12 protein-coding genes are annotated in these 12,722 nt (G+C 41.9%); 4 read left to right on the top strand and 8 right to left on the bottom strand.

Annotated features, from left to right (window positions below):
- Positions 1–99: 99 nt before the first annotated feature.
- From AC4E92_RS08200 to AC4E92_RS08190, 3 genes are all read left to right on the top strand, one after another.
- Complete coding sequence (locus tag AC4E92_RS08200) at positions 100–2,658, top strand: glycosyltransferase (RefSeq protein ID WP_490240103.1); 2,559 nt, start codon at positions 100–102, stop codon at positions 2,656–2,658.
- 156 nt (positions 2,659–2,814) lie between these two features.
- Positions 2,815–3,978 (top strand): flagellin N-terminal helical domain-containing protein, encoded by a 1,164-nt coding sequence (locus tag AC4E92_RS08195; RefSeq protein ID WP_490240102.1) that lies wholly within the window; start codon positions 2,815–2,817, stop codon positions 3,976–3,978.
- A 71-nt stretch (positions 3,979–4,049) separates the two neighbouring features.
- Positions 4,050–5,213 carry a flagellin N-terminal helical domain-containing protein gene (locus AC4E92_RS08190; RefSeq protein WP_490240101.1) on the top strand — a complete coding sequence of 388 codons (1,164 nt, stop codon included), beginning with the start codon at positions 4,050–4,052 and terminating at the stop codon, positions 5,211–5,213.
- Between the two features lie 47 nt (positions 5,214–5,260).
- On the opposite strand, the gene AC4E92_RS08185 is transcribed toward AC4E92_RS08190, so the two are convergent.
- From AC4E92_RS08185 to AC4E92_RS08175, 3 genes are read right to left on the bottom strand one after another with little or no spacing between them, the layout of a single operon-like run.
- The gene (locus tag AC4E92_RS08185) at positions 5,261–6,523 is read right to left on the bottom strand and encodes a sensor histidine kinase (RefSeq protein WP_490240100.1); all 1,263 of its coding nucleotides are present in this window, start codon (positions 6,521–6,523) and stop codon (positions 5,261–5,263) included.
- Positions 6,524–6,528: 5 nt separating this feature from the next.
- Complete coding sequence (locus tag AC4E92_RS08180) at positions 6,529–7,200, bottom strand: response regulator transcription factor (protein ID WP_490240099.1); 672 nt, start codon at positions 7,198–7,200, stop codon at positions 6,529–6,531.
- Positions 7,197–7,712, bottom strand: coding sequence for a hypothetical protein (locus tag AC4E92_RS08175; protein WP_490240098.1), 516 nt, complete (start codon positions 7,710–7,712; stop codon positions 7,197–7,199). Before AC4E92_RS08175 ends, AC4E92_RS08180 begins: the two co-directional genes overlap by 4 nt.
- 247 nt (positions 7,713–7,959) lie before the next feature.
- Here AC4E92_RS08175 and AC4E92_RS08170 point away from each other — a divergent pair, with 247 nt between their 5' ends.
- Positions 7,960–8,805, top strand: a complete 846-nt coding sequence (locus AC4E92_RS08170; protein WP_490240097.1) for a DUF4382 domain-containing protein — start codon at positions 7,960–7,962, stop codon at positions 8,803–8,805.
- Between the two features lie 58 nt (positions 8,806–8,863).
- Here the strand turns inward: AC4E92_RS08170 and pyrE are convergent, their stop codons facing one another.
- From pyrE to AC4E92_RS08145, 5 genes are read right to left on the bottom strand one after another with little or no spacing between them, the layout of a single operon-like run.
- Entirely contained in the window at positions 8,864–9,427 is a 564-nt protein-coding gene (gene pyrE / locus AC4E92_RS08165; RefSeq protein WP_490240096.1) for an orotate phosphoribosyltransferase, read from the bottom strand.
- On the bottom strand, positions 9,420–10,028 hold the full coding sequence (gene pyrF, locus AC4E92_RS08160; RefSeq protein WP_490240095.1) for an orotidine-5'-phosphate decarboxylase: 609 nt from the start codon (positions 10,026–10,028) through the stop codon (positions 9,420–9,422). The genes pyrE and pyrF overlap by 8 nt, the downstream gene beginning before the upstream one ends.
- Positions 10,025–10,852, bottom strand: coding sequence for a tRNA-dihydrouridine synthase (locus AC4E92_RS08155; protein ID WP_490240094.1), 828 nt, complete (start codon positions 10,850–10,852; stop codon positions 10,025–10,027). The genes pyrF and AC4E92_RS08155 overlap by 4 nt, the downstream gene beginning before the upstream one ends.
- Positions 10,843–11,496: an iron-sulfur cluster-binding protein gene (locus AC4E92_RS08150; RefSeq protein ID WP_490240093.1), complete on the bottom strand. Its 654-nt coding sequence runs from the start codon at positions 11,494–11,496 to the stop codon at positions 10,843–10,845. The genes AC4E92_RS08155 and AC4E92_RS08150 overlap by 10 nt, the downstream gene beginning before the upstream one ends.
- On the bottom strand, positions 11,459–12,589 hold the full coding sequence (locus tag AC4E92_RS08145; protein WP_490240092.1) for a dihydroorotase: 1,131 nt from the start codon (positions 12,587–12,589) through the stop codon (positions 11,459–11,461). The genes AC4E92_RS08150 and AC4E92_RS08145 overlap by 38 nt, the downstream gene beginning before the upstream one ends.
- Positions 12,590–12,722: the final 133 nt, after the last annotated feature.

Genomic DNA, 12,722 nt, shown 5'->3' with positions numbered 1-12,722 from the left:
CTGTGCAAGTTGGATTATAACATCTCAATCTGTATTTTTAGGAATATCCATTTTGATTATGGAAAGTTTAAATGGAGCGATTTTTTGGGAGTGTTGAAAATGGAAATATTTGAAAAGATATCCGGTTTAATCCGGGCAAAAGAATTTTCAAAGGCAAGAGAACTTGCTGAGAATATACCGGATGATGTCGACAAAAACAACGTGTTTGGGATGATATCTTTCTATGAAGGAAAAATCGATGATTCACTAAAGTTTTTTGAAAAAGCTCTGAAAATAAACCCAACACATTCAGATGTGCTTTTCAATTATTCAAAAGCGCTGTTTGAAAAAGAAGAGTATTTTGAATCATGGCGGTATTTGACGAGAATTGCCCAAAAAACATGGGAAATTTACGACATGCTCGGCGACACGCAGCTTAAACAGGACAACCCGGCGATGGCACTGCATTACTACAAAAAAGCTTATGAACTATCAAAGATTGACGAACTTAAAGACAAGTATGAATCTATCAAAAAACAGCATTTTAAAAGTGAAAAACTCGCCATCTTTTGTCTGCCCGGCTTGGACAATTTCATAAAAGACATTGCAGAGATTTTGTCACATGTCTATCAGGTCAGGCTGGTCGTCAGTGTTGATAGCAAACAGATCATGGAAGCCTACAACTGGGCGGACATCGTCTGGCTTGAATGGGCAAACGAGATGGCGGTGGAAATAACAAATAAACTCCCTAAGGGAAATAAAAAGTTGCTGTGCAGGCTTCATGGATACGAATCACTGAGAAAGGATTTTCTGAATTCAATAAATTGGGAGAAAATAGACAAGATGATATTTGTTGCAGAAAATGTTATGAAGACAGCATACGAAAATTGTGAAAAGATCAAGGAAATACCCTTAAATCTCATTCAAAATGGTATTGATTTGACAAGGTACACTTATGCAAAAAGAGAGAAAGGTTATAACTTGGTTTTTGTTGGTCACTTTAATTACAAGAAAAATCCCATCCTGGCTATCCAAATTCTCAAAAAACTGTTAGACATTGACAATAGATACAAACTGTTTTGGGCTGGTAGCATTCAAGACGAGAGAATTTACAGGTACTTCACATACCTGCTTGAGAAATTGCATATAAAAGAAAGTTTCAGTTTCGATGGTTGGCATAATGATGTGAATTCTTATCTTGAAGATAAGAATGTGTTTCTATCTACCAGCATCCACGAAGGATATGGAGTAGCAATTCTCGAAGCAATGGCAAAAGGTATCAAACCGGTGATTCACAACTTTTACATAGCAGAGGAATTTTATCCAAAGGAATTTATATTCAATACCATAGATGAAGCGATTGAAATGATAAAAAACGAAAACTATGATTCAGAAAGATATAGAAGTTTTGTCGAAGAAAAATGTTCTTTAGAAAATCAAATCAACCAGATTGTTAAAGCGATTGAAAGCACATCATCTCAAGTAAAGACAGAAAATCCTTCAGGTCAAAATTTATGCATAATCGATCCTGTTCAAGCAGGCATCTATTTGAAAATGGGTCGAAACTACGAGGAAAATCTCGAAAACTCACTCGCATCTTTTGAAAGTTATAAAAATGATTTGCCTCCGGGAAGCCTGGTGTCTGATACCAACGTAGAGTACATGATAGATTTTCTTGAAAAGTTCTACGGTCGCGGTGTTCCATACACAAAAACTCTGTACTATGCGTTTTTGCACGATGTTTACAAGAAAGGGCTTTATTCCCTACCACCAGAGGTAATCATAAAAAAATTCATCGACTTGTACGAGAGCGTGAAACTATCCGGTAAAATCCTGAAACCCATGGTTGCCTTCATAAACGATGGAAACTTGAAAGGTGTGAGTTTTGAAAACGGTGAAAAACGTTCGGTTGATATAGCAGAGAGTGTGAAGTTTTGGACTGTTAGCGGAAGACATAGGGTAGCAATAGCGAACTATCTGGGTCATAAAAAAATACCTGCTTATATTTTGAAAAATCGATTCTTGAGCGAGGAAGGAAAAATATTTTCGATAATGCCAGCTTACTGGAAGTATTACATAGAGTCACAGGAGAAGCATTACCGCACGTTCATTGAAAGTGTTTACGTGGGAATATTCGATGGAACATACCAAATTCAGCAAACTGATCCAGAGAAAAAGAAAATAATAGAACAATTCGTTCTGTCGGTCAAACCAAAGACTATAGTTGATATAGGTTGCAACAGGGGAGAACTCTCTTACGGCTTTAAAAATTACGGTATGAGAGTAATAGGTATTGACATCTCATCAAAAAAGGATCTCCAGGTGCCGGAAGATTACGAGTTCATACAGATGAACATAGCTGAGTCGGATTTACCCATAGAAGCGGATGTCATTCTTTTTTTGAGTGTCTATCATCACCTGGTCTTCAATTACGATCTGAAAAAGGCCGATGACGTCTTTTTCAAACTGCTCTCAAAAACATTCTATCTGGTTTTCGACAGTGGTCATCCCGAGGAAAAAGGTATTTACAGGCAAGGGTGGATCAGCAAGTTGAGGCAATATTTCAGTACAGAAAAGGAACTGCTGGAGCATTTCAAAGTACCTTACCAAACTCTCGGCAGATGGAGAACTTCGCAGGGGGATTACAGAACGATTGTTGCGTTTAAGTGTAACAGATAAGTCCTTGTTCATCTGCGGGTTTTAGAAAAAGTTCATACCAACTTTTCTCTAAAGCCTTCCAAGGTCCTGCCGATATAAATAATGAAGTCCCATAGGCGCCTGTGGGTAAAAGTAACTGCCAGGAAGGCAGTGTGAAGAACAAGGAGGTGTGGTTTAATGAGGATTAATCACAACATCAGTGCGTTGAATGCATGGAGGAGCATGAGTGAGACGCAGTACACGATGAGCAAGACACTTGAGAAACTTTCTTCAGGTTTGAGGATCAACAGGGCAGGAGACGACGCGGCAGGTCTTGCGATAAGTGAAAAGATGAGAGGACAGATCAGAGGTCTTGACATGGCAGTGAAGAACGCTCAGGACGCCATATCTTTGATTCAGACTGCTGAAGGAGCTTTAACAGAGGTTCACTCGATACTTCAGAGGATGAGAGAACTTGCAGTTCAGGCGGCTTCAGACACAAACACCAATGTGGATAGGAATCAAATTCAGGCAGAGCTGAATCAACTTCGCGAAGAGATTGACAGGATAGCAAGAACGACTGAGTTTAACACGATGAAGCTTTTGGATGGAAAGATAGAAAGCTTTAGATCTTCTCCAGATGCAAAAGTAGTCACGGCTGGAAATATTAATCTAAAACTCAGTGCAGTCAGTTCGGCTGCATCTGAAGGTACTTATGTAATCGAAGTTGGACAACTTGATGGTAGTGAAACAAGTCCCCTGGATGTGAAGATAACGCTTTTCAAAGCCGATGGAATCTCAACAACAATTGCAACAATTGGTGCGGGCTCGGCTGCTCTTGGAAACATTACATTCAAGTGGGATACAAAAGTCATTTCCCTTGCTGATTTTGGTGGAGCGCTTCCTACGGGTGAAGTTGTAGATAGTGCAGTAGTCAGGGTAGAAGCCATGAATACAGTAGCGAGCCAGCTTGTTTTCCAGATCGGAGCGAACGAAGGTCACAACATGCTTGCAGGAATTGACGACATGAGAGCGGCTGCGATGGGTCTGACAACGAGCTCACTGGTTGTCACAGATCAGAACAGTGCAGAAAGAGCAATCATGGTTGTGGATGCTGCCATACACAAGGTGAGCAGTGCAAGAGCTCAACTTGGTGCTATACAAAACAGGCTGGAACACACCATCTCCAACCTTGGAGTAGCGGCGGAGAATCTGACAGCTGCAGAATCTCGAATCAGAGATGCAGATATGGCAAAAGAAATGATGGCATTTACAAAACAGCAGATATTGATGCAATCGAGCATGGCTATGCTTGCTCAGGCAAATACTCAACCTCAAACAGTCCTACAGTTGATGAGATAATTTTTGACCAATAGATGAAAAAGCAAGTAACTGCCAGGAAGGCAGTGTGAAGAACAAGGAGGTGTGGTTTAATGAGGATTAATCACAACATCAGTGCGTTGAATGCATGGAGGAGCATGAGTGAGACGCAGTACACGATGAGCAAGACACTTGAGAAACTTTCTTCAGGTTTGAGGATCAACAGGGCAGGAGACGACGCGGCAGGTCTTGCGATAAGTGAAAAGATGAGAGGACAGATCAGAGGTCTTGACATGGCAGTGAAGAACGCTCAGGACGCCATATCTTTGATTCAGACTGCTGAAGGAGCTTTAACAGAGGTTCACTCGATACTTCAGAGGATGAGAGAACTTGCAGTTCAGGCGGCTTCAGACACAAACACCAATGTGGATAGGAATCAAATTCAGGCAGAGCTGAATCAACTTCGCGAAGAGATTGACAGGATAGCAAGAACGACTGAGTTTAACACGATGAAGCTTTTGGATGGAAAGATAGAAAGCTTTAGATCTTCTCCAGATGCAAAAGTAGTCACGGCTGGAAATATTAATCTAAAACTCAGTGCAGTCAGTTCGGCTGCATCTGAAGGTACTTATGTAATCGAAGTTGGACAACTTGATGGTAGTGAAACAAGTCCCCTGGATGTGAAGATAACGCTTTTCAAAGCCGATGGAATCTCAACAACAATTGCAACAATTGGTGCGGGCTCGGCTGCTCTTGGAAACATTACATTCAAGTGGGATACAAAAGTCATTTCCCTTGCTGATTTTGGTGGAGCGCTTCCTACGGGTGAAGTTGTAGATAGTGCAGTAGTCAGGGTAGAAGCCATGAATACAGTAGCGAGCCAGCTTGTTTTCCAGATCGGAGCGAACGAAGGTCACAACATGCTTGCAGGAATTGACGACATGAGAGCGGCTGCACTTGGTTTGACAGCAGATTCTCTGGTTGTCACAGATCAGAACAGTGCAGAAAGAACAATCATGGTTGTGGATGCTGCTATACACAAGGTGAGCAGTGCAAGGGCTCAACTTGGTGCTATACAAAACAGATTGGAACACACCATCTCCAACCTTGGAGTAGCGGCGGAGAATCTGACAGCTGCAGAATCTCGAATCAGAGACGCAGATATGGCAAAAGAAATGATGGCATTTACAAAACAGCAGATATTGATGCAATCGAGCATGGCTATGCTTGCTCAGGCAAATACTCAACCTCAAACAGTCCTGCAGTTGATGAGATAATTTTTTCACCAAAAAAAGGCGGGCTCTTGCCCGCCTTTTTGTTTTGTTCACAGTGGCAGGTACATGGAAAAGATGTTCATTTTGTCATAACAATACTCAATCTTTGCGCGGTGAAGTTCGGCTATGGCTTTTACCACTGCAAGTCCAAGTCCAAGTCCGTCGGCTTTTGCGTTTTTTGATCTGTAAAATCTTTCAAAGATCTTTTCTCTGTCCTGTTCTGGTATGGGCTCACCGTAATTTGACACGGTGAAAATCACGAATTTTTCGTTCTTTGACAGGCTCACTCTGACAGGTTTGTTTTGCTCGGAGTATTTACAGGCGTTTTCTATCAGGTTTATAAAGGCATGTGAAAGAAGTCCGGGAACACATCTTGCTTTTATCTGGTCCGGCACTTCCAGTATAAAATCTGTTTGCGGGAATCTGTGCATAACCTGTTCGATGCTTTCCATAACTATCAGGGAGATATCTTCCTGCTGGAAACTTTCTTCGCTCTGGTGCTGAGCCCTTGCTATCAAAAGCAGGGAAGATGTGATCTGAACCATTGTGTTGATGTTTTTCAGCATGGATGTCAGCTCGTTTTTTATCTCGGGATTGTTTGTTTCTTTCAACATGACTTCGATCTGTGCCTTGACGCTTGCAAGTGGATTTCTCAACTGGTGAGAGAGACTTGAAGCGAATTCTCTGAGTTCTTCCATTGTGCTGTGAAGCCTTTTTAAGGCGTCGTTTATCTGAACCTGAAGATTGTAAGCCTCCTGACTTGTCGGCTCGATCTGTATCTGTTTTGCGATTCCTTTTGATATGTCATCCATCTGTTTTCCTATTTCTTCGATCGGCTGGATCATCTTGCCTGTGAGTCTCAAGCCAGATCTGTGCACAACGAATGTCAGTACCGCTATCGCAGATATGAGCACTGCCGTGAGTATTACCATAACCATTATGTGGTCTTTTATGTCTCTTGCGACGATCACTTTATATGTGCCAGCCTGTGTTGCATAGACTCTTTTGCTGCCGAGCAATGAAAAGCCCGTGTGTTCAGCTGAGATTTTTTCAGATGTGTTGAAGCTCGCATAAGTTTTATCTTTTTCAAAAACTTGGAAGGAATAATCTTTTTTCCCAAAGACCGCAACCAGTTCGCCGGATGGATTTTCCAGAAAATGCACAAGATCACTGGTGAATGCCAGAAGTTCTTGATCTATTTGCTTCATGGTGAGCCTTTCGACTGTGACCAGAAAAACAACTGCCATGGCGCACATGGAAAGAAAAAAGACCGAAAGATAATATCTTTCAATCGTTCTTCTAAGCGATCTCATCTTTTTCATTCCCTGTGAAATCTATAACCAAGTCCCGCGACTGTTTCTATGTATTTGTCATAGCCGTAAGGTTTTAATTTGTTTCTCAGATACAGCACATAGACATCGACTACATTGCTTCTTATCTCTTTTTCGTTTTCCCAGACTTTCTCTATGAGTTCGTCCCTTGAAAAAGTCACTTCCGGGTTTCTCAGAAAAATTTCAAGAAGATCGAATTCCCTTTTGCTGAGTTTGACTGTCTCGTCTTTGATCTTCACCTGTCTTGTTCGGCTGTTCAGTCTGAGGTCTTTGAAAATCACTTCTTCACCTTTTGTCAAATTGCTTCTTCTGATTAGGCTTTTGATTCTGGCAAGTAGTTCTCGAAAATCGAAGGGTTTTGTCAGATAATCGTCTGCACCGCTTGCAAGACCTCTGACTTTGTCGTCGACGGCATCCAGCGCTGTCAGCATCAAAACAGGGGTTTCTATCTGGCTTTCTCTGAGCGTCTGGACGAATTCAAAGCCGTCAACGTTGGGAAGCATCACGTCCAGAACTATGCAGTCATAGTGGTTTTCAAGGGCTAAATCAAGCCCTTCATCGCCATCTGTGGATGTATCAACGCTGTAGCCTTCCTTTGTGAGGAACCTTTCGATCGACCTGAGCAGGTCTTTGTTGTCTTCGACGACCAGTATTTTCATTTTTTACCACCACCCGGTGTCTTTAACTGTCCTTCTCTTTTTTGTGTTGAAAGTACCGCGGGTGTTTTTGTACTCACATGGACAATCTGTTCTTTTGATCCGATAAGCCATGTGCCGTCATCGTTCAAAAAAGCAAAGTAAATACCCTTCCCTGTGGAAACAAAGGCAAGCGAGATGGCATCTTTGAGCGACACTGTGTATGTAACTGGCTTGTGGTTATACTGCTGTGAAGAAATGATTTTTCCGGTGTACGGGTCGATTAATGTTTTATCTTCAACAGTCAGAACAACCCACACAGGAAAGTTGTTTACAAAATCAAGGTAGGTTGCTATCACGTTTTTTTTCTTAGAGATGTTTATGGCATCGAGAATGGATACCTTCAGTGTGCTCAGGTCAAACTGGCTGTATACACTGATTAGTTCGTTTATTCTATCGATGGCATTTGTAAGATCATCCTGCGTAAGAACGATATTCGCAAAAACTAAGAACAACAAAACTATGGTCTTTCTCATTCGACCACCAGCCCAGATCTTAATTATCTGAGGTTAAAAAATTATTAGATTTTTTTCAATCCACAAAAAGTATACCACCGCAGTCAAAATAAAATATCTAACTTCAGCAAAGACTGGAACGTGAAAAATTTCTTTGATAAAGTTCGACTGCATCACGAAAACGATCTTTTTGCCGTGATTTTTGCTGTCATGGTTTCTAATAATTTTTTAATAAAAGTCGTAAAGTGTAGATCGTGGAGGTGAAGGGATGAAACAACTGCTTTTTATCGGTCTGGTATTGGTTGTTCTTTTGGTGGCTGGCTGCATGAATTTTTCATCTTCAAATGGTGGCACACTCAAAGTTTATCTGACTGACGCCGTTTTACCGCTTAGTTATGTACAGAGAATCGATGTGACAATCAGCAAAATCTGGTTGATGAGCGATGCGGCATCGCTTGTTGTTACAGACCAGGTTACGACGGTTAATTTACTCGATCTTGTCGGCTCAGAGATAAGTTTTCCAACCATTCAGATTTCAGGAACTTACAACCAGTTGAGGCTGGACATAGCCCGGGCAACGATAACTGTGAATAACCAAGAACATGAGCTCAGAGTTTCTTCAGGTTCTTTGAAATACCCGTTCACAGAACCTTTGCAGATAAACTCCGACACAGTTCTGGTACTGGATTTTGATCTTTCTAAATCCATAAAAGTCACAGGCAGTTTGAATGGTAACGGCAATGGTCCAACTGAGTATCACATGACGCCTGTGGTGCACTTAAGATATGGAAAGCTTTATGACATCACTGGCAAAGTCACATCTGCATCTTCCGGTGTAGCTCATGCACTTGTAGCTTTAACAGATCCTTCCACTGTGGTTGCTACCACTTTCACGCACAAAAAGTCCAATAACTGGGATGAAGGAAAATTCAAGCTGTCAAAGATAAAGCCTGGAGAATATGAACTGAAAATCTTTTTGAAGGAAAAATTTGAATGCTGGGATAGCGAAAATATCGATCAGTACATACTTTCACAAACACCAGATGCCACAGTTGATGTAAATCTTGGATATGAAGATCTTGATCTTGGTGAAATTGAGATCAGATCAGAGTGAATTACCCTCCACCTAAACAGGTGGAGGTTTTTGCTTCATTTAATTTGCCACTTTGCGGTTATTTTTTTTGAGTTCTACTCCCAGGTTTTACAATTGGTATTTTTTGCGCGCACAGCGGGCAGTTGTCCGGTTCGTATATGGGTAGTTCCAGCTTTATCAATGAATAAAACGGCACACTAAAGGGCAAAGGCTGTGTTGATCGATCGATGATGCTGGCTATACAGCACACATGACCGCCGTATTCTTCAACAACTTGGGCAACTTCAAGGACTGATCTACCTGTGGTTGTGACATCTTCAACTATCGCCACTTTTTCGCCTTCTTTGATGTGAAAATCTCTTCTGAGTTTCATGATGCCATCTTCTCTTTCTGTGAACATCGCTCGAGCATCAAGATGGCGTGCAACGGTGTAAGCCAGAATGATTCCACCGAGTGCCGGTCCTATGACGACGTCCGGTTTGTGATCGGAAATTTTTTGGGCAATCATCTCACCGATTCTGTCACCGTACTGCGGTCTTTCGAACAGTTTTGCGCACTGTACGTACTTTGAAGAGTGTTTACCTGAAGAGAGAAGAAAATGCCCCTCAAGAATCGCTCCCACCTGATAGAGCATCTCAAGCATGTACATACCTCCTTATTTGTTCCATAGCCGATTTTGGATCGTCGCTTTTATAAACCTCTCTGCCTATTACCGTAAAATCGGCAACTGTTTTTATATCTTCGATGCTCACAACATCTTTCTGGTCGTCTGCCTCTCTTTTCATTCTCACACCGGGTACGAGTATACTGGTTGGTATATCGTGTCTGAGCTGAATCGCCCATTTGCCGGGCAACACGAAAGAAGATCCAAGTTCTTTAAGGGTTTTAATTTGATCGATGTAGTCCTTCAGTTCCCCCTGAATCGAAGTGAGCTTTATCACCGAAAAGATCAGCTTGTCTGTGCTTTCAAGTGCCGCCCTGATCGCATCGTTTCCGGCTGCCGCGTGAACTGTGAAGCCAACAACACACGGATGATCCCATGATTTGATGGATCTAACCACCGTGGATGGAATATCCACGAACTTGAGATCTACGATGACCTTGAGATTTCTTTTTTCAAATTCATTGAACACGCTTTTACCAAAAACCGCAACGCTGTGACCTATTTTGACATGATCAAAGCTTCCATATTTTTCCAGAAACTCGAATGGATTTTCCATATCAAGGCTCAGAACCAATATCACTTACAACACCCCCTTAAATGTTCTGATATTCTCTGAACAATCTGTGGATCTTTGTAGATGGCTGTGCCAAGACTTATTGCGTCTGCTCCGACTTTGAAAAAATCATCTGCGTCTTTTTCGCACATAATTCCACCTGATCCAATCACATAAAGATCCGGGACTTTGTTTTTGACTTCGTACACAGCCCTGAGCGCAACTGGTTTTAAGATGGGACCTGAGATACCACCTTTTATTATTCTGTCCTGAGAAATGTGTAACCCCCTGATCGTGTTGATCAATGTTATTCCATTCCAGCCGTGTTCTTTTACAATCTGTGCGATGTGTTCAACAAAACCACCTTCAATCCCGATTTTGGCTATCAAAAAACCACCGAGTGTTTTTCTCATGAAGGATAAAACATCTCTGAACGAAGAAAGATCAGAAAGGATATTCAACCCGCCTTTGTTTACATTGGGGCATGAGAAGTTAACTTCGATCGCTTCGAAGTATTTTTCATAGGGATTGATCTTTTCTGCCATCTTTTTGTATTGATCTGAATCATCTCCGCCTATGCTGAAGATGACTTTTACCTTATCAAAAAGCTCTCTGTAACAACCACTGTTCAGAGCCTCTATGAAAGCATCTATTCCCGTGTTTTCAAGACCGATGTTGTTTATCAAATAGTTTTCGGTTGCAAAAAGTCTCGGTGGACGATTTCCCTGCTTTGGGAAAAGTGTCACCGTTTTGAGCGTGTAGGCTCCTATATGCTCTGGATTGATGAGTTTTAAATATTCACCCATGCCGCCAGTACCAGAGGCTATCACCACAGGTGGATTCAATTCCATATCAAATCACCCCTGAGAACGGGACCGTCCACACACAGGTGCTTGATACCTTCCTTTGTTTCAATCGCACAGCCGCGGCAGGCACCTATTCCGCAAGCCATGTATTCGTTAAAGGAAAGGTACACCGGTGCTTTTTTGCGCAATAAATCGAAGGATACTTTCTCCATCTGATCTGAACCAACGACATAAAACCATTCGTAACCATTTAGAGATTCAAGCAGACTTACAAATTGCTCGTTCCCGATAACCGTTTTGAATGGTATCTCCACCATGAGCCTGCTGACCGAACCGATGAAGATATCACAGCCGTATCTTCTGTAAAGATCATAGGCAATTGCAAGGCATGCCGGTGTAGCTATCACGGCACCTTTTCTGGACGGCGGGACAAATCCCTTTCCATTAGGACCATGGGCTTTGAGTATCTTTTGCTCGGTTATGTATTTTGTGCCATTACCGATTACCTGAACACCTATGGCAAGGTCATCAAACCATCTTCCAAGCCCGAATGGCTTTCTTGTGACCGATGGTGTTTCAACCATGATGAACTGAGCCGGGACAAAGTCGATTTTCTCGTTGAAGGTTATTATAAAGCTGTCTTCGGTGACTTTAATGGTTCTTTTGACTGTCAAGGAAAAATTCTCCATCCCAGTACACCCACTTTCCTTTCAGTTTCACACCGATCACCTTCCCTTTTAACCTGATGCCATCAAAGACGCAGTTTTTACCTTTGCTGTGAAATTTTTTTGAATCAACCACGTACTCAGCCTGTGGGTCTATCACGGTGATATTTTCAGGATCAAAATCGCTGTTGAGAGACAGTAAGTTTCTTGGTGCGACTGTCATTTTTTCGATAGTCATTTCAAGGTTTTCTGTTGCTGTGTAAAAAGCGCTGAAGGCAATTTCAATGCCACTTGTTCCGTATGGGGCTTTTTCAAAATCAGATGGCTTTTCATCGTGCGGTGCATGATCTGTTGCAAAAACATCTATGATGCCGTTTTTAACGCAATTCAGCAGTGCCTGTCTGTCCTGTTTTGTTGCGAATGGTGGATTTACCTTGAAATTTGAGTTTTTGATATCTTCCATGGTGAAAAAAAGATGGTGCGGCGTTACCTCGCAGGTTATCTGAGCATATCTTTTAAGGTATTGAATAGTTTCAATCGAAGCCTCCGTGGTGACGTGCTGAATGTGAAATCTTTTAAAACCGTATTCGACACCGAGCATGACATTCCTGAAGATGCTGATCGATTCGCTGCAAACAGGGCGTTTTTGAACATACAGCGGTGTACCTTCGTAAAAGATTCCACCGACTTCGTATAGCTGACTGTGATCCAGTAATAAATATGGCTCTTTGGATTTGAAAGCCATCATTATCCTGTGCGTGTCGTATTCTATGCCGTCATTTGAATAGCACAAAATCCTTTTACCGTCTGGTTTTAGCTCTCCAAAAAAAGAACAGGTCCAGTAAAAATCAACGGCTTTATTTCTGGCAAGTTCAAGGTGGTTTTTGAAAACATCCTGTGTTTCTATAGGTGGCTTTGTGTTTGGCTGGATCAAAACAGAGCCGAACCCACCGGCAATTGCGGCTTTTTCAAGTGAATCGTAGTCTTCCTGATGAAAAAGCCTCACGTGCGTGTGCATGTCAAAAAAAGTTGGGCATGCTATGAGACCTTTACTGGTTTTTGGTGTGTGAATTTGCATCTGATACCATTTGCGATCTTTTGGATTGTAGATTTTCATGACAGACCACACCTAAAATAAAAGGGGCTTGAAAGCCCCTTTGAAAAACACCTATAGCTTGAATCTTTATTGATGATCGTATCGATTTTTTGACACATCGACAGAACCATTTCCCTCACCTCTGGGTTTCTCA

The organism is Pseudothermotoga sp. (assembly GCF_031962025.1).
GTDB lineage: Bacteria > Thermotogota > Thermotogae > Thermotogales > DSM-5069 > Pseudothermotoga_B.
Note: the sequence above shows the minus strand (reverse complement) of the source record. Positions and strands in the feature narration are given on the sequence as shown.